The sequence below is a fragment of the Paenibacillus sp. WC2504 genome, assembly GCF_052682475.1.
In genome coordinates, this window is sequence record NZ_JBQZFH010000001.1 from 4,505,966 (window position 1) to 4,530,034 (window position 24,069).

The 24,069-nt window shown below is 45.0% G+C and carries 24 protein-coding genes; 5 read left to right on the forward strand and 19 right to left on the reverse strand.

Translation table 11 applies throughout. The features are described 5' to 3' along the window. Positions 1 to 20: 20 nt before the first annotated feature. The 7 genes from ACUN27_RS20255 to kdgD all read right to left on the reverse strand — a co-directional run bounded on the left by ACUN27_RS20255 (position 21) and on the right by kdgD (position 7,487). Positions 21 to 1,622: a response regulator transcription factor gene (locus tag ACUN27_RS20255; RefSeq protein ID WP_445559514.1), complete on the reverse strand. Its 1,602-nt coding sequence runs from the start codon at positions 1,620 to 1,622 to the stop codon at positions 21 to 23. Positions 1,623 to 1,798: 176 nt separating this feature from the next. Beyond that, a complete protein-coding gene (locus ACUN27_RS20260) occupies positions 1,799 to 1,993 on the reverse strand; it encodes a hypothetical protein (RefSeq protein WP_315949948.1) in 195 nt (64 codons plus the stop codon). Positions 1,994 to 2,109: 116 nt separating this feature from the next. After that, positions 2,110 to 3,198, reverse strand: coding sequence for a toxic anion resistance protein (locus ACUN27_RS20265; protein WP_315949947.1), 1,089 nt, complete (start codon positions 3,196 to 3,198; stop codon positions 2,110 to 2,112). Between the two features lie 14 nt (positions 3,199 to 3,212). Next, complete coding sequence (locus ACUN27_RS20270) at positions 3,213 to 3,887, reverse strand: hypothetical protein (RefSeq protein WP_445559515.1); 675 nt, start codon at positions 3,885 to 3,887, stop codon at positions 3,213 to 3,215. Positions 3,888 to 4,084: 197 nt separating this feature from the next. Beyond that, complete coding sequence (gene gucD, locus ACUN27_RS20275; protein ID WP_445559516.1) at positions 4,085 to 5,542, reverse strand: alpha-ketoglutaric semialdehyde dehydrogenase GucD; 1,458 nt, start codon at positions 5,540 to 5,542, stop codon at positions 4,085 to 4,087. A gap of 3 nt (positions 5,543 to 5,545) precedes the next feature. Then, on the reverse strand, positions 5,546 to 6,547 hold the full coding sequence (locus ACUN27_RS20280; protein ID WP_315949944.1) for a mannonate dehydratase: 1,002 nt from the start codon (positions 6,545 to 6,547) through the stop codon (positions 5,546 to 5,548). Between the two features lie 13 nt (positions 6,548 to 6,560). Further along, entirely contained in the window at positions 6,561 to 7,487 is a 927-nt protein-coding gene (kdgD, locus tag ACUN27_RS20285) for a 5-dehydro-4-deoxyglucarate dehydratase (RefSeq protein ID WP_445559517.1), read from the reverse strand. A gap of 139 nt (positions 7,488 to 7,626) precedes the next feature. Here kdgD and ACUN27_RS20290 point away from each other — a divergent pair, with 139 nt between their 5' ends. Together ACUN27_RS20290 and ACUN27_RS20295 are read left to right on the forward strand one after the other, a co-directional pair. Further along, positions 7,627 to 8,634, forward strand: coding sequence for an AraC family transcriptional regulator (locus ACUN27_RS20290; RefSeq protein ID WP_315949942.1), 1,008 nt, complete (start codon positions 7,627 to 7,629; stop codon positions 8,632 to 8,634). Between the two features lie 6 nt (positions 8,635 to 8,640). Beyond that, a complete protein-coding gene (locus ACUN27_RS20295; RefSeq protein WP_445560650.1) occupies positions 8,641 to 9,483 on the forward strand; it encodes an EcsC family protein in 843 nt (280 codons plus the stop codon). Between the two features lie 310 nt (positions 9,484 to 9,793). Here ACUN27_RS20295 and ACUN27_RS20300 read toward each other — a convergent pair whose 3' ends face one another. The 7 genes from ACUN27_RS20300 to ACUN27_RS20330 all read right to left on the reverse strand — a co-directional run bounded on the left by ACUN27_RS20300 (position 9,794) and on the right by ACUN27_RS20330 (position 16,473). After that, a complete protein-coding gene (locus ACUN27_RS20300; RefSeq protein WP_445559518.1) occupies positions 9,794 to 10,600 on the reverse strand; it encodes a serine/threonine protein kinase in 807 nt (268 codons plus the stop codon). Between the two features lie 19 nt (positions 10,601 to 10,619). Next, a complete protein-coding gene (locus ACUN27_RS20305) occupies positions 10,620 to 11,186 on the reverse strand; it encodes a DUF2812 domain-containing protein (protein WP_379172220.1) in 567 nt (188 codons plus the stop codon). 16 nt (positions 11,187 to 11,202) lie between these two features. Continuing rightward, the gene (locus tag ACUN27_RS20310; protein ID WP_315949940.1) at positions 11,203 to 11,541 is read right to left on the reverse strand and encodes a PadR family transcriptional regulator; all 339 of its coding nucleotides are present in this window, start codon (positions 11,539 to 11,541) and stop codon (positions 11,203 to 11,205) included. Positions 11,542 to 11,708: 167 nt separating this feature from the next. Then, entirely contained in the window at positions 11,709 to 12,818 is a 1,110-nt protein-coding gene (locus tag ACUN27_RS20315; protein WP_315949938.1) for a GerAB/ArcD/ProY family transporter, read from the reverse strand. Then, a complete protein-coding gene (locus ACUN27_RS20320) occupies positions 12,811 to 14,055 on the reverse strand; it encodes a Ger(x)C family spore germination protein (RefSeq protein WP_445559519.1) in 1,245 nt (414 codons plus the stop codon). Before ACUN27_RS20320 ends, ACUN27_RS20315 begins: the two co-directional genes overlap by 8 nt. After that, positions 14,009 to 15,523 (reverse strand): spore germination protein, encoded by a 1,515-nt coding sequence (locus ACUN27_RS20325; RefSeq protein ID WP_315949936.1) that lies wholly within the window; start codon positions 15,521 to 15,523, stop codon positions 14,009 to 14,011. The genes ACUN27_RS20320 and ACUN27_RS20325 overlap by 47 nt, the downstream gene beginning before the upstream one ends. Before the next feature lie 143 nt (positions 15,524 to 15,666). Further along, on the reverse strand, positions 15,667 to 16,473 hold the full coding sequence (locus ACUN27_RS20330) for a methyltransferase domain-containing protein (protein ID WP_445559520.1): 807 nt from the start codon (positions 16,471 to 16,473) through the stop codon (positions 15,667 to 15,669). Between the two features lie 89 nt (positions 16,474 to 16,562). Here ACUN27_RS20330 and ACUN27_RS20335 point away from each other — a divergent pair, with 89 nt between their 5' ends. Beyond that, complete coding sequence (locus ACUN27_RS20335) at positions 16,563 to 17,192, forward strand: GNAT family N-acetyltransferase (protein ID WP_445559521.1); 630 nt, start codon at positions 16,563 to 16,565, stop codon at positions 17,190 to 17,192. A gap of 29 nt (positions 17,193 to 17,221) precedes the next feature. Here ACUN27_RS20335 and ACUN27_RS20340 read toward each other — a convergent pair whose 3' ends face one another. Both ACUN27_RS20340 and ACUN27_RS20345 read right to left on the reverse strand, forming a co-directional pair. Next, positions 17,222 to 17,782, reverse strand: coding sequence for a dihydrofolate reductase family protein (locus tag ACUN27_RS20340; RefSeq protein ID WP_445559522.1), 561 nt, complete (start codon positions 17,780 to 17,782; stop codon positions 17,222 to 17,224). 30 nt (positions 17,783 to 17,812) lie between these two features. After that, entirely contained in the window at positions 17,813 to 18,433 is a 621-nt protein-coding gene (locus tag ACUN27_RS20345) for a hypothetical protein (RefSeq protein ID WP_315949929.1), read from the reverse strand. 193 nt (positions 18,434 to 18,626) lie between these two features. On the opposite strand from ACUN27_RS20345, the gene ACUN27_RS20350 reads away from it, so the two are divergent. Further along, positions 18,627 to 19,493 carry a pentapeptide repeat-containing protein gene (locus ACUN27_RS20350; RefSeq protein WP_445559523.1) on the forward strand — a complete coding sequence of 289 codons (867 nt, stop codon included), beginning with the start codon at positions 18,627 to 18,629 and terminating at the stop codon, positions 19,491 to 19,493. 63 nt (positions 19,494 to 19,556) lie between these two features. Here ACUN27_RS20350 and ACUN27_RS20355 read toward each other — a convergent pair whose 3' ends face one another. From ACUN27_RS20355 to ACUN27_RS20365, 3 genes are all read right to left on the reverse strand, one after another. Continuing rightward, positions 19,557 to 21,137, reverse strand: a complete 1,581-nt coding sequence (locus ACUN27_RS20355; protein ID WP_326059454.1) for an extracellular solute-binding protein — start codon at positions 21,135 to 21,137, stop codon at positions 19,557 to 19,559. 281 nt (positions 21,138 to 21,418) lie between these two features. Further along, on the reverse strand, positions 21,419 to 23,047 hold the full coding sequence (locus ACUN27_RS20360; protein ID WP_445559524.1) for a glycosyl hydrolase family 18 protein: 1,629 nt from the start codon (positions 23,045 to 23,047) through the stop codon (positions 21,419 to 21,421). Positions 23,048 to 23,111: 64 nt separating this feature from the next. Continuing rightward, a complete protein-coding gene (locus ACUN27_RS20365) occupies positions 23,112 to 23,513 on the reverse strand; it encodes an NUDIX hydrolase (RefSeq protein ID WP_326059458.1) in 402 nt (133 codons plus the stop codon). Positions 23,514 to 23,619: 106 nt separating this feature from the next. On the opposite strand from ACUN27_RS20365, the gene ACUN27_RS20370 reads away from it, so the two are divergent. Next, on the forward strand, positions 23,620 to 24,057 hold the full coding sequence (locus ACUN27_RS20370) for a DUF6376 family protein (RefSeq protein ID WP_326059461.1): 438 nt from the start codon (positions 23,620 to 23,622) through the stop codon (positions 24,055 to 24,057). Positions 24,058 to 24,069 lie beyond the last annotated feature (12 nt).

The following is a 24,069-nucleotide window of genomic DNA, read 5'->3' on the forward strand; positions in this document are numbered from 1 at the left end:
TGTCCCCTCCATATTAGGCATTAGACGCCAATATCGCGATACTGAGCTGGCGTCATTCCCTCCTGCTCTTTAAACAGTTTTGCAAAATGCCTGAAGTCCTGGTAACCCACCTGCTCCGCCACCTCATAAATTTTAAGCGTGGAAACCTTGAGCAGCTCCTTAGCCCTGTTGACCCGAAGACGAATTAAGTATTTACTGAACGTCTCCCCCGTTTTTTCATGAAATATTTTGCTAAAATAAGAGGGGTTCAAAAACAAATGCTCGGCAACCCGGTTCATCGTTAGCGGTTCTGTATAATGTTTTTCCATATAGTCGACAGCGAGCTCAATAAATCTTTTTCGATTTCCCGAGGCGTTATCACCAGGCTGGAATTGGAGCAGGATCGTGAGGAGCACATCCTTTAAATCCGATAAAGCAAAGTAGGGAAGGACAAAGCTCTTATTTCCCTCTTTCAAATCCGAAGCATAATTGATTTCTAATTTCATCTCCACTTCTGTGAAGAGTGCGGTTAAGCCCTTTCTCAGCACATGCGGCGAACATTTCTGTTTATGTATTTGCAAATGTCCGAACAATTCATCAATCAATACACGAAGGGCAGCATCATCGCTAAGCTTCACAGCATGTACAAATCGGGTTAACCAACCATTAGGCGGCGTATATTTAGGAAGTGAATGAGATGGAGACACGTCCATCCGATCCGCATCATAAACCTTACCGTATCCTTCGTAGAACGCATAAGCGGAAATCTGCACGGCTTCTTGGAACGAGGCATGGATGTCTGTGATATGACTATTTTTACTTATTCCAATGTTAATGCCGATTCCCAAGTACCGCCAGCAAGCGGAGATGAGTGTCTCCCAAATCCCCTGCTCATGGGCAAGATCAGCTTCCTTGTTGGGGGAAACTAGAATGGCTAAATCTGTATCGGGGTCGTCATGCAATGGACAAGCGATCATCTTCATTGCATTTTTCCCGGTTTCTTTGGCTAGATTGCCAATGGCATGGCGCAGCAAGTGATGCTCCTTCGGGTTGTGCTCATGCACGCCCCAGTCATAAATCTTGATCATGATGACTTTGATCTGATCGGGGTTTAGTGGAATATTGAGACGATCCCACACAGTGCGCGAGAATTGTTGTGAAGCGCTTCCATTTGTGAGAAGCGTTTCAACATACCGCTGCCGCGCCAGCGGTAAACTTTCTCGAACGCGTTCTGACATCTGCACGAATTCGTTATGATCTTCTCTTTCACGTTTTATTTGTTCAATGCACTTCCGCACAACCTCCAGCATGAGTGTTTCCTCAATTGGCTTCAGCACATAATCAACGGCTCCGAGACGCATCGCTTTTTGCGCATAGCTAAACTCGCTGTACCCGCTAATAATAATGATTTTTGAGGGCATATTGGCGTTTTTGACGGCTTCAATGAAAGCAAGGCCATCCATACGCGGCATTTTGATATCTGTGATGATGATATCCGGCATCTGGTTTTGAATAAAGGTTAAAGCCTCTTCTCCATCCTCTACATCTCCTATGACTTCTATGCCTTCTGCTTCCCAATCAATCGTTGTAACTAATCCTTGACGAACCCACCTTTCATCATCCACGATTAATAAAGAGTACATTATTCATTCTCCTCTCGTATAAAAGGTCAGCTACCCTTCAAAAACGCTTATTTCTTAGATGTCTTTTCCATACTTTACATGAATTTGATAGATCTGAAAAGTGGGTACTAAAAAGATGTCCAGGTCCAGAGAAAGGAAATAACTGGAGAAACTCCAGCTATTTCTTCGTTAGTACTTTAAACCTCATTTTTATTCCCGGATTTCCGCCGCTTCATGACGTTGTTCACTAAGTTTTGGGTTGCGTCTTGTGTGGAATCAAACACATTCTCAATGGCGTTTTGGACATAATTTGTCGCTGATTGGCCCATGTTATTAAACATACTCGTTTTGTTTTCAACGATATTCTTCTGGCCTTTCGTCGAATCAGGCATAATACTTACCTCCCCTTTCAATTGGTTTGACATTCGGTCTAATTTCCCAATTATGGACAAATCTTATTCATAAAAAAAGCAAGGCTGCCCAGTACGTAGGGCAGCCTCGCTTTATTTTATTCTAAAAGTCCGCTAAGCTCAGCGTCTTTCTCTGCATTTGTTTTATTGCCAGGCATTAAGCCAAGTCTCTGGGTCATCTGCTGGCTAATGTTCCCGAGCCGTTTCGTGTGCTCCGTAGCCGATTGAATGATTGTCCGATTAGACTGTTCGAACAGATCCAGCGCACTAAAGAGATCATTCATTCCGCGCTCAATGGAATCCATCTGTAATCCTGAATTCCCAAGCAGCTCGTTCGTTTTCTGCGTCGTTTCCTTCAACAACCGTGAGTTGTCCTCAAACATTTTATTTAGCGTCGCGTTCGCCGAATTGACAGCATCAATGGTTTGTACTTGATCCTCAATAGCCATTGAAATCATCGCTGATACCGTAAGTAGATTCTGCGTTTTGTCGATTGTCGCATCGACCGCATCGATGAGTTTATCATTATTGTCATTGATGATATCGGTACCCGCAATCGCTTGCTGATAGAGGATGACCATTTCCTGAAATGACTGTATACGCGTCACTACTTTACGAAGGCCTCTTTCGAGATGAACCTTACGGCCTTCATTTTCCGGCTTGCTAATCTCCGTTTCAAACAACTGCTTTAAGTTTTCGCCCATGGCAATCCGCATTTGAAGATTGTAGACCGATTCTAAAGAGTTTTTCTTCAATGTTTTCATGTAAGCCATATTTTCTTCCAGTGTTTCCTTACCATTGCGAAGCGATTGGACGATCGCATTCACGTTCGTTTTTACAGACTGATATTTGTAAATATAATTTTTCAGCGGCGTCTTTTTCATGATTTTCTCGAAAAATCCCAACTGCTTACTTTTGCTCAAAGAATCGATTTCATGACGAAGTTTCAAAATGTTGTTTTGTACTTCCGATCGTTTGCCAGACATCAATTCATTCACGGGGCGCTCTAACATGGCTAAGGATTGACCGGCTTGCTCCATGGTTTTGGCACCCATACGACCAATGGAGTCCATCAAGACTTCTAATTCCATATCATCTGTAGTAGATACTTTCTGGAGCATTTGTTTCGCTTCCTGCTCCACTCTCTGCAAATCTGCAGATTTTAATTGCACTAATTGGGTTGTCATCGTTAGTTCCTCCTTTAGTCATCAGAACGATAGCGTTGTTGGATGAGTTCCATTCGCGTTTGCAGTTCAATCAGATCTTTTTGTTCAATTGTCTCAACATACGTAGAGAGTTTGGAGTTAATATCCTTGATCCCCGTAAGCAGGAGTCGACGATTTAGCCGTTTCGCTTCTCCACCCAGCTTCAGAAAGGGGTTAATCGCGCCATTCAGGTCCTTGAAGATCAAACGTTGTATGTTATGATTCATGTTTGCATCATTTAGTTCTTTCAACTGTGGAATTAACCGGCCAACTCGTGAAAGTAAACTAAGCGTCTTCTCTACGATTTCATTATCCAGTGTGTTCTTCTGGCCTTCGGATATCATCGTCTCTTCGATGACATGAATGTACTCGGCAATCGGACCCCAAAATGGATCGGTTTCATTCTCACTTTTGCCCTGCGGCTCCACTTCACTGCCCAGATTCGTGCTGCTTGTACTCCTCGCATTTGGCAAAGCATCACTGGCAGCATTGGGAGCTTGCAACTTTTTCACTTCCATTGAATGATTGCGACTAAGCAGGATAAGACTGCCTAATGAAAAAGTAGTTGGCACTAATAAGTTAATTGCCCCAGGCAGAAAGCGGGCAGTTATGAGACTTACAACATACCCCAAAACGGATATGCCTATAGCAACTTTAAACTTCGATTGCACCGTACATCCCCCTTTTTTCACCTAGTTGTTAATTCATCTATAGAACTATTATACATTCAAACACTAAATTCACACAAAGATTGCTGACATATCTTGTCGCCTTCTCTCCTTTTTCGATATGAAGCGTTCATTTAGCAGAAAAAAATAGTTGAGCAGGAAGCTAATCCCGCCCAACTATTCACTTTTAATTCCCTTATTTAAGCTTTAACAAATATCGTTTTAATATCCGTATAAAATTCAATCGCCGCTTGCCCCTGCTCCCGAGATCCCGAACTGGACTGCTTCACTCCGCCGAAAGGTGCTTGTAATTCTACACCTGCACTCTCCGCATTAATCCGGACCATACCGGCATCGATATCCTGCATGAACGTCAACATAGTCGAAATATCCCGTGTAAAAATCGAAGCGCTCAGTCCAAACTTCACGTCATTCGCGATTTGGATCGCCTCTTCCAGCGAATCCACCTTAATAAGAGCAAGCACAGGGCCGAAAATCTCTTCCTGCGCGATGGTCATCGAGCTGGATATGTTTTCAAAAATGGTTGGTTCAACAAAGTAACCGGCTTCCAAATCCCGCCCCAGGCCTTTTCCGCCTCCGCATAGTAATGTGCCTCCTTCTTCTACACCTTTTGTGATATAGGAAAGGACCGTGCGGAACTGGTTTTCACTCGCAAGAGGACCCATCCACGTTGCAGCTTCAAAGCCGGAGCCTAGACGGATATTCTGAACTTTCTCCAGCAGCTTCATCTTAAAAGCTTCGTAAATCTCGCTATGCACGATTACTCGGCTCGTCGCTGTGCATTTCTGCCCCGTTGATTTTAAGCCTCCGCTTATAGTGGCATCAACGGCTAGGTCTAGATCCGCATCCCGTGCTACGATGACGGGGTTTTTTCCGCCCATTTCGAGCTGGTACTTGGCACCTCTTGCCAGAGCGCTTTGCCCGACTCTTTTCCCCACAACGTTCGAGCCAGTAAATGTGATGCCTTGAATGTCCGGATGGTCAGCCATTGCTTGTCCGATGAGGCCACCATCGCCCGTCACCATATTAATGACACCGGCAGGAAGCCCTGCTGCATGGAAACATTCCATGATCAAAGCAGCGGTTACCGCTGTCTCTTGCGCAGGCTTGAACACAACGGTGTTACCGTAGATCAAAGCAGGGGCCATTTTCCAGATAGGAATTGCAACCGGAAAATTCCAAGGCGTAATCACGCCAACGACGCCAAGCGGCGCACGGGACGTGAACATTAACGCGGCGCTATCCGTAGAAGAGATCACGTTACCGATACTTCGCATGCCTTCACCGGCGTAATATCGCAAAATCGCAACACCGCGCGCGGTTTCCCCTTTCGCCTCCGGGAGCGTTTTTCCCATTTCGCGGGTCATCATTTCCGCAATTTCATCCAGGCGCTGCTCCACTAGATTAGCTGCCTTGAACAAGAACTCACCGCGTGCCGGGCCCGATAATTTGCGCCATCCCATCTTGGCCTCTTTGGCCGCGCCAACAGCTTCCTCCAGATCATCCAACGTTGATTTCTGGATGTAGCCCACTGTTTCATGGCGGTTAGCCGGGTTCATGCTGGCTTCAACCAGGTTGCTGGAAGCGGATTTCCACTCTCCGCCTATATAATTGAGAAACGTTTGAGGTTCAAACATGGTTTAATCCCTCCCGCCTCTAAATTCGGTTAATGCCGCGAGCAGCGCTTTCACATAGCCGATGGAATACGCCCAACCGACCCAGCCCATGCCGGATTTCGAAGGATTATGAGGAGCACGGTCCATTTCAAGTGAAGTAATGTGATCCGGGTTAATACAGCCGTTATAGCCAACCTGATGCAAGGCTAATAAAATTTTCGCCATATTCATGTGCCCATCGTCTAAAAGCGCCTCTTCAAATGCCCCTGCCGTTGCCAGGCTCCCCCGAATATTACGGAAGTGAACCAGAAAAATTCGATCTTTACGCCCGTATTGATAAATTTCATCAAGAACTAGCGGTGTGCCGCCTGCTTCTCCGCGAGTACCGACGCAGTACACCAAGCCAACATTTCTGCTGGGATACGCATCAATAACGCGATGAAAACCAAGCCCGCCGAATGGCGTATTATGATGCGGTGTATCTGAGGGATGAACAGCCAGATTGACATTGTACTCTTCTGCCAACGGAACCAGCTTGCCAAAGACGAGATCGAAGCGCTTCCACCAAGCGTTCAATTGTTCCACGGTAGGCGGCTGCTTGTCTGGATTCCGATGAATAGATTCCCCGCGTACCAACGCCCCTCCTCGGTGCACAGCCGTGTATTCCTCTGACAGATAAGGAAAGACATCGCCCGCAAACCGCTGACGAACGAGCGTGATCCCCGCTTCGCCAAAAGCTTTGATGGCATTGCTGCCATGATCCAACTGGATCTCAGATCCAGGTTCCTCCAACATAAAACTGTTTGATATATCTGGAAGCGTCACACGGTTAATGTCCATCCCATGTGATCGGATTCTTCGTCTTAACTTAATCAGTTGGTCGAGATCCGGATAACCAAGCTCCTTCACGCCGGGAAAGGAAGATCCTCGCGTAAAATCAATACAATCGACGCCAAGCTGGCACATTTGTCTTAAATCGCTATCGGAGAGATCACAAGTTGGAACTTGAATCGATACCTTCATCATTGTTCATTACCTCCTATAAGTTATTGGCAGCATCGATCAAGTCCACGCTCTTTTTGATAATCGATTCCAACTGCGCATAATGCTCTCGTTCAACTTGCACTAGTGGTGACCGAACTTGCAAACCAACGGGCAGACCGACGATATCCATCCCCGCTTTGATCAAGGAAACTGCATAACCTTTGCGAAGCTGCCGGATCCGGTGAATCGGCAAAATCACTTCGCGATAGATCGCTTGCAGCAATTCCTGATTGCCTCCGATTAGGCTCTCATGAAATTTCCTTGATACTTGAGGGATATAATTGGATATGGCCGATGAATAGGAATGGAAGCCAAGTGCATGATAGGCAGGCATCGTTAGTTCCGCCAGCGGCATCCCGTTCATCCATTGCAACTTATTTCCAAGAGATTGCACAAATTCGATATTAAGCTCGAAGTTGCCTAACCCGTCCTTGAATCCAATGACATTTGGCAGATCTGCCAATCTTTCTAGCGTATTTAATGTAAACACCGCATTATCACGCTGATAAATAATGACTGGCAATACCGTGCTCTGAGCGATTGTCCGGTAATAATTGTACAACCCTTCCTGCTCAGGGATGATCAAGTAAGGCGGCAGCAGCAATAAACCATTTGCTCCAATTTTTTCCGCCAGTTGGACGCGTTGGACCGCTTCCTTCAGGTTGCCCCCTGCGCCTGCAAAGACAGGCACTTTTCTAGCCGAAACCGAGACTCCAATCGTAACTAGCTGCTCATATTCTTTGATATCCAAAGATTGAAACTCTCCAGAACCGGCACAAACAAATACCGAATCCAAGCCACCCGCCAATAAAAATTGCACATTCGCCTCAAACGCTTTTTCATTCACATTCTCGTTATGATCAAACGGTGTTACCGGAAAACCCATGATCCCTGCCAACGATACATGCTTGTCGCTTCCCATATCGAACAACCCCTTTTCGTAATCTTCCACCTCATTATAGAAAACGAACACGAAGTCAGTCTTTGTAAAAACACGCCGCTTTTTTAAAAAAATCCGTGATATAATAGATGTCAGCTTACTAGAGGGGAGAAGCGCTTTCATGCTGAACCATACTGTTTATTCTCGAAGTAACCTATACCTCAACCAACATGTGGATCAGCTGCATGGTGCCTCCGCATCCATCTTTGTTCACTACTGGGGGGCAAAGCCGCAGCACAAGGGAAATAGCCCTCATGCGCATTCCTTTTTTGAAATTTGTTATGTCGTCCAAGGTGAAGGCGTTTACTTTTCAGATGGTGTAACCTATCCGCTGCGTGCTGGAACGCTTTACTGTTCCAAGCCTGAGAGCAGACACTATATACAAAGTGATGAGGGCATGCTGCTGTTGTTTTTTGCAATTGAGCCCATAGCGTCCGAATCGAGCGAAGCTTTTATTCACGATTTTCACCAATTAAGTGCTTATCCGCATTTATTCATCCCGAATGCCGAGCAAACCTCGCCAGCACTCATCTGGCAAGCGCTGCTCCTGCATGCAGCTGAGTCCGAAATTCGTTATAAAGAATCAATTGAACATCTAGCCTATACACTGGTCATGAGTTGTATCAGCTTATTTCTGCAGCACTGCCTTTCTGGTGATACGGCTTCATCCACAACACGAACAGAGCTTCAAGGCACTCTCAAACGTGCAAAAGAATATATCCAAACTCACCTTACGAAAAAAATAGCACTTTCAGATGTTGCCCAATGCCTGCATGTGTCCGAGCGGCAGCTCTCTCGCCTCATGGCGGAAGAATTAGGGCAATCCTTCCCTTCCGTCGTCAAAACCGAAAGGGTCAAAAGGGCCGCCTATCTGCTAGGTTACACAGACATTCCGCTTAAACAAATTGCCGAAGATACCGGCTTTGAAAGCATCCACTATTTCACGCAAGTGTTCACCAAGGAAATGGGCACTCCGCCAAGCTCCTTCCGCAAAAATAGTCTTAACGCCGAAACTGTCGACGCCTGGATTCACAAATATTTAGAACAAGTAGCAACCCGATATCAAAAAATCCTGCCTTTGCATCCAAATACAGCTCTCAAACGTATACAAGATGCAAAGGAGTTGTAAATCATGATGGAATCAAGGGAACAATTGCTGCAAGAGCTGAACATTGTTAAAACGTGGGAGTCTGAGCAGAAAGATTTGTGGTTTTGGGAGAAAATCGGGCGTCTGCCATTTCAAATATTGGATCGGCTTACACCTAAAGTATTGAATAAGAAGATTAGCGATGCTTTGAATGAACTAGGGAATTATTTGCAAGCGGGTGGCCGGTATCTCATCTCTGAAACCGGGACATTGCGCCATATTGAAGAAGTGCGTCACCGAAGCGAAGGTAATCATCAGGCCCATACACAGATTGCTGATATTCAAGACGTGGAGACACTTCCACTACGGATCCTGGATCAAGCAGCAGATGAGATTATTCACAATCGGACGAAGTTAGCCACGCTCCAAGGAGCAACGACAGGAATTGGCGGCATTCTGACTCTGGCCATCGATGTTCCAGCCATTCTCGGCCTGTCTTTGAAAACCATTCAAGAACTGGCTATCTGTTATGGCTATGATCCCAAAATCAAGCAGGAACGCATCTTCACGATCAAATGCATGCAATTCTCTTCAGCGGATATCGTCGGCAAGAAAGCAATTCTTGATGAGCTCAGCGACTATGCGGCAAATGATCAAGCAGATGTGCAGATGATTTCACAGCTGCAAGGTTGGCGGGAAGTTTTTGCTACTTATCGCGACAATTGGGGTTGGAAGAAACTGTTCCAGTTGATTCCTATTGCCGGTATCCTCTTCGGCGCTTGGATTAACCGTGGCACGCTTAAAAACGTAGGCGAATCTACAAAAATGCTGTACCGGAAGCGTAGAATTCTTGAACGCTTACGCGATTTAGAAAATCAAAACATTGAGTAGCACCCAACCCTATTGAAACTAATGGAGTCTCCCTTCGTATTAAAAATTAAAACGATTGGAGGCTTCCTGACAAATGATAAAATATTTGCTAAAAAAGCTATTAGGCTCCATTTTCCACTCCAAACACCGAGGTTATCGTCACAATAGCAGTCATCGAGTCCATTACGGTCGTCGTCATTCTTCATCCGATCGGTACTACGGTAACGGACACAGCCAGCAAGGTCATGGTTATTACCGAAACAGACAACATAGTTCAAGTTAACACTAAGCCGCGAAAGTGGCTTTTTTGTTTGCTTTCATGAAGAACGATTTATAGCTGCTCCAGGATTGTATTCACCTCATCGATGAATGCTTGCGTACTCGTATAAGCAGGATCTATCTGAAGCAGCTTGCGAATCATTCGTTTCGTCGCCGGTGAGAGATCAAGCTCCTCCTCCCAGCCTTTGGCGCTTTCCTCAAGTACACCTGTCGTCTCAAAGGTTGAATACAGCATGAAGAGCAAAAAGTGACCGATTGCATACTGATCGGACGTCACCTCAGTAGCCCGCCTCCGCTGCAGCGCTTCCCCTTCTACATACTCAATTGGTTCCCCAATTCGTGAAGCTAAGCCAAAATCAATTAAATAGATGCGATCCCCCTGCAAAATGACATTAGGAATCCGGATATCACGATGGACAAAACCTTGTGTGTGCAGGTAGGACACCACTGGCATTAACTTGCGAATCAGGCTTAAGGCTTCTTTTTCTGAAAACTTCGCGCCTCTTTCAAAAATCAAATCTTCAACGGTTTGCCCTTTCATATAATCCATGAGCATGAACTTCTGTTTATTTTCCTTAAAAAATGCTAGACATCTTGGTATGGATGGATGTTGCAGCTGCTGCATGATTTCAATCTCCTTTTGCAGCAAGTCGCGTCCCAACTTCCCTTTGCTCGGCTTCGCTTGCTTAATTACGAGTTCTGCACCAGTCCTGATGTCCTGGCACAAGTAGGTTAACCCGTAACTTCCCATACCAAGAAATCGCAGGATACGATACTGAGCTTGAAGCAATGTCCCTTCTTGCAACGGATAATCGATCCAAGCGGCATACACTTTTTTCACATAGGCAAGCAATGCCATAATCGCTCCTTATTATCCATTAGTTTTCATCAAGTTTCTTGATTTTTTGTTGAAATCGCAAACAGCCGTAGACTAGCAATAAAACACATATGAATTCAAGGGGAACCAAGAAAGTAAATGTGTTTCCGATGAGTTGTGAGTGTGGTTCGGAGAACAGTTTAGGTGCATTTATGAGTAACAGCGCCAAGTTGGCTAGTGCTACAACGCTTAAAGTGAGTTGTACTCTTTTGAATAACAGCTTTAACGATAAGCGGTCCGTATAAATATCATACGATTCGCCTTCACGAAACGGCTTTCTGAAATAATGCCAGCCAAACAGAGAATCTACGTGCTCCCAACCTGAATCCTCAAAAAGAGCCTTATATTCATCAAGGTTATTTTTGCCGCTGATTTTTTGGTAATCCATTCGGTAAACATAGCGAACCGCGCTATTTTTCTCAAAACGATTGCGGAATACCCCCGGTTTGACTAGGTGTAGGCCTTGTGCAGACAAAGAAGTGAACCACGACTCATCCTTCTCATAATTCCATACAAATGAAAATCTAGTCCGATATTCGAATTGGTTACTTAGCGTATTGGTCATCATTAGCACGCCCTCTCTCCTACTCTACATTTGCGATGGCTGATCTTGCATTCGACAGCAGTTCTTCCATTCGATCCATCTCAGCTTTTAATACATGCCTGCCCAGCTCCGTTATCGCGTACAGCTTGCGACGCGAATCAACACTCGCTTCCGTCTCTAACGCGTGCTCGATTAACCCTTTTTTCTGCAGTGTGTTTAATGCTGTGTACAAAGTGCCTGCACCTATGCGTACCCTGCCGGCGCTCATCTTTTCTACATCCTGCATCATCGCGTAACCATGTGCCGCACGGGGATATAAAGTCACTAAAATATAGTAAAATGCTTCCGTCAATGGCAGCAGATCTTTGGAAACCTCCATATGGCTCTCACCTCCATCCAATCCATATTTATATCGCCTTCAGTTATATCGAATTTCAATGTATCGTATATCGATATAATAAATCATGATATATCGCATGTCAATATAGTTAGCGATAAAAAACCGTCAGAGAGGCACGATCCTTCTGACGGTCCTTTGATGTTCAGTTAAGAGTTCGGCTGCATGCGGAGCTTTTTCCGTTTCATAAGTGCCAGTAAAAACAGGATAAGCGGACCTGCTACCATGAAAATCGGGAAAATGTAAGGAGCAGCTACTTTTACAGGAAAAATGACGGAAATCTCCTCATAGTTAAAGGGTATTAATGTGGCTAACAAGACGATCGCCGATATCACCCATGTCATTTTTCTCCAGTCTTTCAAACCCAAAAGCTGTGATGTGCCGTAGCTTGAAACAAATAGATATAGCGATAATTTAGTAAAAACACTCATAATCCAAATCGTTACAACGATCGCATCCAGGTTTTCAATGATACCGCCGATGGAAATCGATCGAACGATCATGAGCATTGGATACGTGTAATTCGCGGCCACGTTGTGTCCAAACATTAAGATGCTGAAGATAACGGATATCAATGTTACGATACCGGAAAGCATTACGCCTCCTACCGCATGGCGGACAATCTGCTTCTTCTGCACAACAAAGGCAATCAGCATAAGCAGCATGATGCAATCGCCTAAGAAGGCGGCCGCTGGCAGCGAACCTTTCATCAATGCCAGCAAACCATTATCGATATAAATCGGCAGTAGCCGATCCCTGTCCAGTTGATTAATGGCCAAAAACATAGGCCCTATAACGCCAATTAATATGATCGGGCCCGTTAGTTCACAAATTCGTGCAATCACACCAACACCATGCACAGTCGGATAGATCACAACAAGAAACATGGGGATTTGAATTAAAAAAACCGGTGTTCTGGGCATGATTGTCCCTGTAATAAACAAACTAAATTGTTTTAATATGACGGTAAGAATGACGATCCAAACCAGCAAATACATCACCGAAATCACACCGCCAAACCATTTTCCAAGCAAAATCCGGTTAAATTCAATGAGTGTTTTATCCGGAAAAATGGAAGCCAGCTTCCCGCAAATATAGGCGATTCCTATCGCCACCGCGGTAGAAACAATCAAGGATATCCAGGCATCCTGATTGGCCAATTGAATAGCTGGCGCCGTTGTCAATAAAATGGTCATAATAACTTGCGTGCTTACCATCATCCAGAATATTTGGCGAGTCGTTAAAACCATGTCACTCATCGCTAACCTCACCTCTTCTCTGATATACAGGAATATTGGCAACTCCTGGCCCCTGTATAGTGCTATCAACTTCCACTTGCATCTCCATACTTTGGAATATGGAAGTCCACTCGCCCTTCTTGTCTCTCCATATTAGTGGATATTTTTTGTGAAATGCCCTTGCAAATCCTACAACATCAGCTTTTTGCTCCGTTTGCAAACGATGCAGGGTATGTAACATAATTTCCTTCATTGCTTGATTAAAAGGTTCCTCAATGCGTCTCATGGCATCGTTGCCTTTTGCTATATTAATTGTGCTTGAGTTCTGAATGACATTTCCATCCAACGTTAATTTCACTCTCATTTTCCAAACGCCGTTTTCAATCGAAGGGTACAGTCGAATTTTGGTATGCATGATCTTGATGACAATGTTACCGCCGTCTAATTTTTGAGTCATGGTTATATTGCGTCCAAGATCTTTTGGTCTTAGTAAGCGAACTCCCATGATGTCTTCAGGACTTAGAAAGCCTTTCAGTTTCTGCTTTTGGATGACGGACATTCCTTCGACAGTTAGAATCTGCTTTTTAGCCTTATTTGTAATTAGGGTGGCAGGTGCGACCACCGGTAAAAGAAAAGATTGCGATTCAGCGCTTAACAGTTCCTCCACTTCGTGCATGGTTGAAGAATGGTTTACTGGCTTCTGAGAAAGTTTAATTAAGGTTTCATAGGTATTAGGATCCACTTGCGACTCCAACAGCTGCCTGGCGGTCCCTTTGCAGATAAAGAAGTTGGACTGCTCCCGCGTCTGGATATCTCTGAATAAGAAATCAAACTCATCACTCAAGCCTTCTCTTGCCAATTCTTCCCCAAAAAAGAAGGCTTTCGCATGCCCCCAAGAAAAAAAACGAGGCAATTTTTTTTGCAATTCACTTAAAGCATCTGCCATGGATTTGCCCACCGATGACATGGTGTATACATTACCTTGCCCCCCGCCATTGCCCTCATTACTTGCCGAGGCTGGATTCGGAATAAAGACTTGAACGGTCATTTCGATTTCATCTTCATCTTTCATGTCTACTCCTGCGGAGATAATCAAGGCCATGTCATTGACCTCCACACGATCCCAGCAGCCTGTAGTCATAAGCAGTACTAATACAAGTACTGGGAAGCCAATCCGATGCCTCAATTCTTTTCCCCTCCATCCTGCATCATTACTTTGTATCCGGTTTATCGCCCTGTCTTTTGATATTGCCCTCACTATAAAACAACGGTCGCGTTTTCAGTTTATTGATAGGAGCCCTGAAAAGCACATCCTTAATACCGCTTAGGGAAATTGGAGCTAAAGGAGCCATGTAGGGAACTCCAAATGAACGAAGTATACAAAGATGGCTTATGACTAACAACAGCCCCAGAATTAGACCAAATAACCCCATAATTCCTGACAAAATCATAATGGGAAATCGCAGGATTCGGAGCGCAATGCTTGCTGAGTACTGAGGCATCATAAAGGATGATATCCCGGTAATGGCAACAACCATGACCATTGGCGCCGAGACAAGGCCGGCTTGTATAGCCGCCTGGCCAATGACAAGCGCGCCAACGATACTGACTGCAGAGCCGACTTGCCTTGGAAGTCGAATACCTGCTTCACGCAGCGCTTCAAACGTAATTTCCATAATGAGTGCTTCCACCAAGGCCGGGAACGGAATTTCTTCCCTCGATTTGGCCACGCGCAGGAGCAAAGTTGTCGGCACCATCTCCTGATGGAAGGTTAGAACCGCTACATATACAGCAGGTGCGAGCATCGCAATGAGGAAAAACGTGTAACGGAGCCAACGAATCAACGTTCCGATTAAATATCGCTGATAATAATCCTCAGGTGATTGCATCATGGACCAGAACGTAGCCGGGACGATCAGCACGATAGGCGTATTTTCGGTCAGAATAAGAATACGTCCCTCCAGTAAGCTTGCTGCAGCCACATCGGGGCGTTCTGTTGCTTGTATTTGTGGAAAAGGCGAATACGTATTGCCCTCGATCAGTTCCTCGATGTATCCGCTCTCAAGCACACCGTCAATGTCGATCTGCTCTATTCGCTCTGAAACCTTGCTGATAATATCAGGCTTCGCGATACCATGAATATAAGCTATTGTGACTTCCGTTTTAGAATAAGTCCCCACCGTGAAGGTGATGAACTTTAACGCCGGCGTCTTTAATCTTTTTCGAATTAATGAGGTATTGACCGTTGTCGATTCGATAAAACCTTCTCTTGAACCACGGACAACAGATTCGGCTAGCGGCTCTTCAACAGCACGTGTATCGTACTTCATAAGTCCAATCGTTAGAGCGCCTGGTACGGTATCAATGAAGACAACGGATCTGCCTCCCAGGACGTCGTGGAGGACTTCACCAATGGTTTGGAGCCCATAGACATCAGACACATTGACATAATCTTTATAAGTTTCGATCGAACTTGCTGAGTCTGCTTTCGAGTTCTTTAGCGGGGTAAGCACATTTCCATCAAGAAGTTCCACATCCACAGCGCCGCGGAGATACAGCATACAGGCGTTCAACCCGTTGTGAGTGTGAAACTGAGTGAATAATACATCTGCACAATCTGTAAAGTAGGTTCGCAATATTTGCAAGTTACCGGAAAGTTCGGCCGAGACAGCGGTCTGATAGGCTTCTTTCTCGACACTTAGCTCCCTCGGAATCTCCATCTTCATGCCAAACTCTCCTTAATCACGCACTTTTTACATATTGTTATGCGCTTAAAGTTATTGGAATATTCAGGTTGATGTGGAAGGAACATCGAGTTCTCAAATGGCAATATAAAAAACCTCCCTAATTGATTAGGAAGGTTCCGCTCTCAAACTTCTTTCATTTGCATCGCTTTCTCCAAAATGACCGTGTCATACAGCTGTGATACCGTACTTGCACGACTTTGTGTCCACCCGGGCAAGTGATTCCCCTCCGGCCACGTATAATTAAACAGCGATTTTAGCCCATTGCCGTATCGGATCAAAATTTTCACACGACTGCTTGCTAATTGTCTCAAATCCTCAAGAACCTCCTGCTTATTGGCTACATGTGAAGCCACAATAATATGCGTTGCCTCTTGGACAAAGGCCAACTCTTTCAATGGTTGGTGGGTGAAACTCACACGATTTACCCTGTCGCTCATTGCCGCTGCTTGCTCAGCGAGTTCTACCGCTTCCTGGTCTAAATCTTGTCCTACCACTTCCGCACCGGTCACTTGGGCAATGATTAGCGCAGAGACAGGGAACGCTCCTGAGCCAATAAACAACACTTTGCTTTGTTGAACAATCTGTAAACATGCTACTTCGGAACGAACGGAATCTGATAATAAATCCATATACTTGCTTTGCTGAATTTCATCCTTTTCCCCATGTCCTGCTTGATATTTCTCCAATACACGCAAAGCACGAATGGACGCTTCCCTCACATTTCGCGAAAGTTCCTGCACTTCAATATTCGACTGCCATAAAGGCCAGTTTTGAATATTCTCCTCTTTATATATAAAATCACTTAGGTCATCTAATTTATTTTTCAACATCGTGTAACACTTCGGAAAGGCGCTGGTATAAGATGTTATTTGCCTAATTTCAAACTCCAGCAATTTCAAACTTAAAATAAACTCGTATTCCTCTAGCATGGATCCCCCTCCTTTTTACCTACTGATAATACATATCTGACTATTCTAGTGAAAAGTACAGAAACCAGGGGAGGGCGTGAATTTATTTTTTGGATGAAAAAGGGGACTTTGTCCGGCTACATTTTTCGCTTTTTCCATGGGTAATATCTAGTATAATAGTGGTTAAACGTGTAGATTTCCGTATCTTATTGGGGGGCAAGATGAGTAGACATATGCATACAAGCCAACATACTGAAATTATTTTTTATAAACCTGAACATAAAGCCGCTTTGGAATCGTTCTACTTGCCAGAAGACCAAAAACAGTTCACTGGCATGCCTAAAGAGATGCTTCATATCGCCTTGGAGGATAAACACCGTTTTCCTGTTGTTATTGTTTCGAATGATAAGCCCGTTGGATTTTTTATTCTATATGACGGAGAAGAACGATTTGACTATTCGGATCATTCGAATTCCCTTGTGTTTCGCGCTTTTTCAATTAATCATGCAGATCAGGGGAATGGTCATGCCAAAGCAGCGCTCCTGCAGCTGAAAGAATTTACCCAGCAGCATTTCCCGGAAGCAGAAGAAATTGTACTAGCTGTAAATTTGAACAATCTTCCCGCACGACAAGCTTATTTAAAAGCAGGTTTTAGAGATGATGGCCGCACAAAAATGGGCCGAAACGGTCTTCAGCATATCCTGGTTCTGCCGATCGAAAAAAAGAGGAGCTGCCTTTAAGCAGTCTCCTCTTTCTATGTTGTCTTCTTCTACTTCTCGTAATGGAGTAAAACGTTTCCTGAGCGAAAGCTCCTCGTTTCCTTCAATTTCAGGTTTTGTCTTCCACTCGCATCATGAAATAAAGGTTTTCCCGAACCCAGAACGACCGGAGTGACCACAAATAAATATTCATCGATGAGTTCCGCATTAAATAACTGCTGCACAATCGATCCGCTGCCAAAAATGACAATGTCCGCTCCATCTTCTTGCCTGATCTCTTGAACGAATTTGGCGATATCCCCATTCACTAACCTGGAGTTCTCCCAGCTAGCACGTTCCATCGTCGAAGAAAAGACGATTTTGGTCATCTCGTTTAATTCATTCGCCATCGCCCGAGCCCCTGCTGGTGCATTCGGATTATTGGCCACTTGGGGCCAATAACCTTCAAACATCCGGTAGGTCGCTCTTCCGAAAAAAATCGTATCCGGATTCATCATCTCATGCGCGGCTTTGTCGACTTCAGGATCATGGATAAACCAATCGATTTCCCCATTTAGCCCCTTATAAAAGCCGTCTATAGATACTCTGTTAAACATAATTACTTTTCTCATGCGTGCCTCCCTATTCCTGACCTGTCACCTTTATCGTTGTATAGTAACTTCGTCAATTAAGGGCATTTTCCTCCGTTTTGCCTGAATGACTAAATAAAGGCTGGTCAGCACCGCGCCTATCGTTCCACAAATAATATCTGTCATCGTATCCACCAAGCTGCCGTTTTGCGAATTCAATCCGAACCAATGATCCGTCGTGAACTCATATATTTCCCAAACTCCTGCCATCGCTACAGAAAAAAAGAGGCTTAGCCATATCGCGACCTTTGCGCTTGGCGTGACGGATTTGTTCTCTAGATCGCTTGCTTTCCCATAAATAAGTAAGCCCACAAAACAAAGGATGACACCTGAAAAGAGATGCTCAACTTTATCCAAATAGGGTACGACACTATAAAATCCGAATTCATTTGCCAAAAACATCGTTATGAAAATGAACAGCAGCACACAGAACCTAAGCGCCGGAAACATCGTGCTCTTGGTCAGCTTGACAACCCCTCTGATCAACAGCAGTACCACTGCAATCAAGACGGCCTGCCACATTTTCGGCGATATCCCTTTAATCAGAAAATATACAAAACATACGGCCGCAAGCACATACAACGCCAGTTCAAAAAGATCGTTTCCTCTGTCTTTTCGCATAAGCTTATGCATCGCCATCTCCCATTTCATATGGAAATAATTACTATCTACTCTGTAAAAAGTATATTATTCCCAGATTGGAGGTAGTCATACGAGTAGTAGCAAGTTTAGTTATAACCAACTTATACCGTTGACGAACTAAATCCTGAAATTTATATTGGAAATATCTGAATGACATAGAAAACTAGCAAAAGGAGGACAACCTTTGCCGGAACCTCATGAATCTACAGCTGTTTCCAACGATGATTATCGCCAACTTAGGGCGGATTGCGAAAACTGCTTTGGTCTATGCTGTGTAGCGCTGCCCTTCTCCGCCTCTGTCGACTTCGCGGTTGACAAACATGCCGGCCAGCGCTGCCATAATCTAGGTGATAACTTTCGCTGTGGTGTACACCAGGATCTAAGAGAAATCGGTTATCGCGGATGCACCGTATATGATTGTTTTGGCGCTGGTCAACAAGTCGCTCAAGTGACTTACAGCGGTAAAGACTGGGTGAAAGCCCCCGAAACGGCGAAACAAATGTTTGAGGTGTTCCCTATCATGAGGCAGCTGCATGAGCTGCTCTGGTATTTAACCGAAGCGCTCGCGCTTGAGCAGACGCAGTCTATACATGAAGCGCTTCGTTCAGCACGGGATGAGACGGAACGACTCACAGCCCTAAGTGCTGAAGCGCTCTTGAAACTGGACTTTGGGGCACATCGTGCGAATGTGAATGTCTTGCTCCTGCAGACGAGCGAGCTCGTAAGAGCAAGTGTGCAGCGTCAGCTGAAAACTTCCCGTGGGCGTCAAAAGAGCTACGGACGTGGTGCGGATCTCATTGGCGCCAACCTCCGAGGCGCTGATCTAAGAGGCGCGCATTTGCGGGGCGCCTATCTGATCGCTGCGGACCTGAGAGAGGCAGATTTGCGATCAGCGGATCTCATTGGGGCTGATTTCCGGGACGCCAACTTGAGTGGCGCTGACTTTACAGGAAGCCTCTTCCTCACGCAGTTCCAAATCAATGCCGCAAAGGGTGATTCGCAGACCAAGCTGCCGAAATCGCTCAGCCGGCCGCCTCACTGGAGCGCCTAGACACAACGAAAGGCTGGGATAGAATGTCTTTTCAGACTCTAGCCCAGCCTTTATTCGGTCAACTTACTTCCATTTCTGAGCTTCTGGACCTCTGAGTTTGATGCCGCTTCTCTTCTGGTAGAGCTCATTCGCAGCCTTCAGCGCATCGTTCCCGCCTTTGGACTTCCACTCTTCGATAACCTTCGGCCAATCGCTGATCGGCTCTTTGCCATACACCATTTTAACCATATGTGTGAGCAGTACGGCAGGCGCTGTATCGGATAAAGGTGCTATGTCCGGATTTTTCTGCATAGCTTCCAAAATCGGATCAAACTCCAAGCCGCCACGTCCTTCATTCGGTAAAACGGTCTCAAACGTTTTGAGTAGATCCTTCCCATCCTGCGTTGTGTTCAAAATTTGCTTGCGGAACGCATCGTCCTTGACCATATGAAGGAAACCGCTCAGATAACGCTGTTCGGATACCTCCGCATCCGTTTTCGGCTCTGTCGGCAGCGTCAGGTCGAACCACTTGTCAGCCTCTTCCGATGTTTGCCATTCGAAGAACTTAAGAATGCCTGGAATTTTATCCTTCGCTGTTTTCGCATTGATTAAATAGGAACGTGCACCGGATGAATATAAATATCCACCGCCCTTGCCGTCTGGACCAATCGGAGAAGGAATAATTTTGATTTTCGCATCAGGCACGGCTTGCTTTAATTGCGTTTGCCACTGCAGCAGCTCCTGCGCGTTCATTTCCCACATGCCGGCTTTCCCTGATAAAATAATGTTTTTGAAATTGGTTGGATTAATCGTTGCAAATTCTTTATGAATTAACCCTTCGTCAAACATCGTTTTGTACGTTTGCAATGCCTTCTGCATGTTTTCTGAATCAAAAAATTTCGGCTGTACTTTCCCGTCAACGACCTCAAATTGGCTGAGGTACGGGTAAACATCGTAAGCGCCAAAGAATATATCCGCATATTTAAAATCTTGACGTCCCATGAACGGATGCTCTACACCTATTTTCTTAAAAGCGCGCAGCATGTCCAGGTACTCATCAACCGTTTTCGGATCCTTCGTGATCCCGGCTTTCTGCATCAAATCTTCGCGCACCCAAGTCGCTCTTCGGGAAGGCTGGGAAATATATTCCGGAATCGCATATATTTTACCGTTCAGCGTAACTTCGTCCCATGCCGCTTGCGGAATTGTCTTCAACAAATTTGGCGCGTACTGTTTAATAAGGTCATTCAATTCAAGAAAAACGCCTGCTTGAACGGAACCTGCAAGCTCTTTACCACTCGTACTGGCTCCCGCCTGCACGACGTCTGGAATGTCGCCTGTTGCAAACATTTGAACCATCTTCTTCTCAAAATCGGCATGCGGCACTAAACGAATATCCAGGTCTGTATTCGTTTTCTTCTCCAGCTCTTTCACCCATTTGTCCTCGTTCAAATTCGCTGCTTTTTCTACATAATCAAAATTCAAAGTTCGCAAGGAAATGCTGAATTTCGTTGGTCCTTGCGGCACAACAGGTGCTGCGCTCGCCGTTGCAGGTGAAATCGCAGATGCCGCAGGCGCCGGCTTATCTGTATTGGAGCTGCAGCCAACCAATCCGGTTGTTAGTGCAAAAGCCATCGTACATGCCATCCATTTTGACCTTCTCATCGTACCCCTCATTCCTTTACATGTTATGATAAAACGAAAGCGCCAAGCGCTTTCAGTTCAATCCAGAATCGTAGATCATCCGGCTCATAAATGTTGGCATGCACCCTGTTGTAACCGCTTCCAGCGGTTTCTATTTTCATCGTATACGAATCCGCGCGAACCTCATATAGGGTTCCTTTAGGGGAAGTCGGTTTTTTTTTAGGTTTTACTTGTCTCCCACACGAAAATGAAAAGGGCTGTCTGAGAAGATCATTTCTGACCTTTCCAGACAGCCCTTATGCTTATTTTGGATTAAATAATGCCCAATCCGACTCGGTATAATTGCCCATGTACCATAAAGAAATACCTTTTAACCCATAATACTTCGCAAGCCATACCTTTTTATCCACACTGGCCGTATCTTCATAATAAATATCGTGGCTGCCACGATCATCTTGGAAAGAGATCTCCCTCAGAAAATAAGGTAGGCTCATCGATTGATTAACTCCTGGTGATGCAAGTCTTTTTTCAACAGCTTCTATCTCCGGATTGTACAGTTCAGCAACTCCGTTTGCTGTGATCCATTGATTAGCCTGCTTAGATATCCCTAGCACCAGTTTTTCTTTGGGAACAATCGCTAATGTGCGTTTCACCGCATCGTTCACCAACGGCAATGGAGCAGAAGGAAGTTTACTGTCATTATGCGTAAAATCATAAGCCATTAGAACGACAGTATCCGCTAAAGCGCTAATTTCTTTTAGATCATAACCTTTATAGTAATAATCAGGTTGAACCGTCACCGTTAGTGGGTAGGTTGGAATTGCCGCCTTCAATGCTTTCAGAAATTGACTATAGTCAGGTGCACTAGTTGCGTCCATTAGCCCTTCAAAGTCGATGGTTACTCCAGTAAATCCATATCTGGCATCAGTAAGAACCCCTTTTAAAGATTGGATAAACGCTTTTTGCGCGGGCTCGTCCTTCAAGAAATTCTTCAGATTTTTCTCACCGTAATAAACCATTAAATTTTTCTGAATGTTGGCTGCATTCGCTGTCTGAACAACCTCCTCCCAGCCGGTAGGAATACGGTATTCGGTCGTTGCTGTCTCCAATTGGGCATTGCCAGGCGCTTCGTATTTCAAATGCGACCATCCGAACGTAACTTGATCGAGCAGCGGCATGTGGTTGATGGCAGGATAAGAATTAATCGCATAAAAACCTACCGTATCTAATTCACGAGTGTCTACTTCTGTCTGAATCACACGATAAATGATGGCAGCCGCTTCTTTGCGTGTCAGGGATTGCTTCGGGTGAAAACCCGTCTGATCGCCTTCCATGATCCCTTGATTGACCGCAAAGTAGGCAAATGAAAGCAGATTCTGATTCAAGGCGTCGCTATCGGCAAAATTTCTCTTCTCCTTCTCGTCGTGCCAGCCTTGAAGCGTCCAATGGTTACGAGACTCGGCAGTCTGAGCATCGAGCAGCGCTTTACCGACAATGCTGGCCACCTCTTCTCGGGTTATCGCATGTTCCGGGTGAAACTTGCCCTGCGAATCCAGCATAAAATCAAGCCATTTCCGCTCATATGCCGCGGATACGTATGGGTATGACCATCGCCCCTGTTCAACATCGACAGGAGCTCCCGCCACTCCTGAGACAGAAGCGGAAGCAACTTCCACCTGGTTAGCATTCATCAGCAATTTAATGAACGCCTCCCGCGTTAGAGTTGCTTCCGGTTTGTACGTCAAATCCGAATAGCCGTCAATAATACCGAGCGCCGATAACGAATAGACTTCATTTTGAAACCAATCCTCATTGGTAACATCCGTGAACGGTTTTAAGGAAACGTCATACGCATAGGCGGTCCCTGCCGAGGCCAGTACGAACAGCGCAGCAGTTTGAACAACCGCTTTTTTTAACATAGACAATAGCATTCTCTCCCCTCTGTCCTAATTTGACGTTAAGAGAGAGAATTAGTTGCACAAAATGTCTAAAACCTTACGGCAGCAGATTCTTTTCGTGTAAATGATCAAAAATAATTTGAACCACGCGTGAGACTCGATCCCTGTCTTTATAAGACAGCCATTCCAATTCATCAATTTCGGAAGCAGGACGGAGTTCGCCGTCATAATCTGCCGTATAACAAGCCATTTTCACGACAATACCCTCTGCCTTACCGTCTGCTTGCGCTTCGAAATTCCCGAAATGCGCCACTGTCTCCGGCTTAATATGTACCGAAAGCTCCTCCTCAATTTCCCGGATCAACGTCTCGGTATCCGTCTCCCCAGGGTCTCTTTTGCCTCCAGGCAAATAATAGAGTTCTTTCCCCTTCGAACGTGTCCCCAATATTTGTCCATCCACGATACGGATCAGCGCAATCTTATCAATAAATGTCGTCATCTCATTTTCTCCTTATCTTGAAACTCTATTTTCTATTGATGCGTATTAAAACAATACCAAACCAAAACAGATTTCTCAAATTACACGGAAAAGGAAGTGATGATTAATGAGAAAATCCATGCTGCTTTTCGTAGTACTTTCATCCATGATGATAGGAGCGTGTTCGTTCCTGGACGGGGCGAATCAATCAGTGGATTATGTGAAGCAAGCCACGGCGCATATTAACAAACTAAGTACATTCGCTGAAGAAGCACCACAACTAATCAAAGACGCTGCTACGAATCCTGAAACTAAGCAAAAACTTGAAGATCAACTACTCGCGTTAAAAACGGAAATCGAACAATTTAATTTGAAAAGTGTTCCTGCTTTCGCTAAAGATATTCACCAGCAACTAGTTGAGAAAAATAAAGTTTTGTTAGATGAAATTAATCAAGTGGTAGTAAATGGACACTTGGCGCTCGACAAACTGCAAAACTCTCAAATCCTTGCTACAATTACGGACATCACGGGGTTAATCAATCGTATTTCCAATTTAGGCAGTTAACAAAAAAAGAGT

Bases quoted from the DNA above. Each gene is read 5' to 3' on its own strand.
- ACUN27_RS20255 (WP_445559514.1), bottom strand. From the start codon at position 1,622: ATGTACTCTTTATTAATCGTGGATGATGAAAGGTGGGTTCGTCAAGGA.
- ACUN27_RS20260 (WP_315949948.1), bottom strand. From the start codon at position 1,993: ATGCCTGATTCGACGAAAGGCCAGAAGAATATCGTTGAAAACAAAACG.
- ACUN27_RS20265 (WP_315949947.1), bottom strand. From the start codon at position 3,198: ATGACAACCCAATTAGTGCAATTAAAATCTGCAGATTTGCAGAGAGTG.
- gucD (WP_445559516.1), bottom strand. From the start codon at position 5,542: ATGTTTGAACCTCAAACGTTTCTCAATTATATAGGCGGAGAGTGGAAA.
- ACUN27_RS20280 (WP_315949944.1), bottom strand. From the start codon at position 6,547: ATGATGAAGGTATCGATTCAAGTTCCAACTTGTGATCTCTCCGATAGC.
- kdgD (WP_445559517.1), bottom strand. From the start codon at position 7,487: ATGGGAAGCGACAAGCATGTATCGTTGGCAGGGATCATGGGTTTTCCG.
- ACUN27_RS20290 (WP_315949942.1), top strand. From the start codon at position 7,627: ATGCTGAACCATACTGTTTATTCTCGAAGTAACCTATACCTCAACCAA.
- ACUN27_RS20295 (WP_445560650.1), top strand. From the start codon at position 8,641: ATGGAATCAAGGGAACAATTGCTGCAAGAGCTGAACATTGTTAAAACG.
- ACUN27_RS20300 (WP_445559518.1), bottom strand. From the start codon at position 10,600: ATGGCATTGCTTGCCTATGTGAAAAAAGTGTATGCCGCTTGGATCGAT.
- ACUN27_RS20305 (WP_379172220.1), bottom strand. From the start codon at position 11,186: ATGATGACCAATACGCTAAGTAACCAATTCGAATATCGGACTAGATTT.
- ACUN27_RS20310 (WP_315949940.1), bottom strand. From the start codon at position 11,541: ATGGAGGTTTCCAAAGATCTGCTGCCATTGACGGAAGCATTTTACTAT.
- ACUN27_RS20315 (WP_315949938.1), bottom strand. From the start codon at position 12,818: ATGAGTGACATGGTTTTAACGACTCGCCAAATATTCTGGATGATGGTA.
- ACUN27_RS20325 (WP_315949936.1), bottom strand. From the start codon at position 15,523: ATGAAGATGGAGATTCCGAGGGAGCTAAGTGTCGAGAAAGAAGCCTAT.
- ACUN27_RS20330 (WP_445559520.1), bottom strand. From the start codon at position 16,473: ATGCTAGAGGAATACGAGTTTATTTTAAGTTTGAAATTGCTGGAGTTT.
- ACUN27_RS20340 (WP_445559522.1), bottom strand. From the start codon at position 17,782: ATGAGAAAAGTAATTATGTTTAACAGAGTATCTATAGACGGCTTTTAT.
- ACUN27_RS20345 (WP_315949929.1), bottom strand. From the start codon at position 18,433: ATGCATAAGCTTATGCGAAAAGACAGAGGAAACGATCTTTTTGAACTG.
- ACUN27_RS20355 (WP_326059454.1), bottom strand. From the start codon at position 21,137: ATGAGAAGGTCAAAATGGATGGCATGTACGATGGCTTTTGCACTAACA.
- ACUN27_RS20360 (WP_445559524.1), bottom strand. From the start codon at position 23,047: ATGCTATTGTCTATGTTAAAAAAAGCGGTTGTTCAAACTGCTGCGCTG.
- ACUN27_RS20365 (WP_326059458.1), bottom strand. From the start codon at position 23,513: ATGACGACATTTATTGATAAGATTGCGCTGATCCGTATCGTGGATGGA.
- ACUN27_RS20370 (WP_326059461.1), top strand. From the start codon at position 23,620: ATGAGAAAATCCATGCTGCTTTTCGTAGTACTTTCATCCATGATGATA.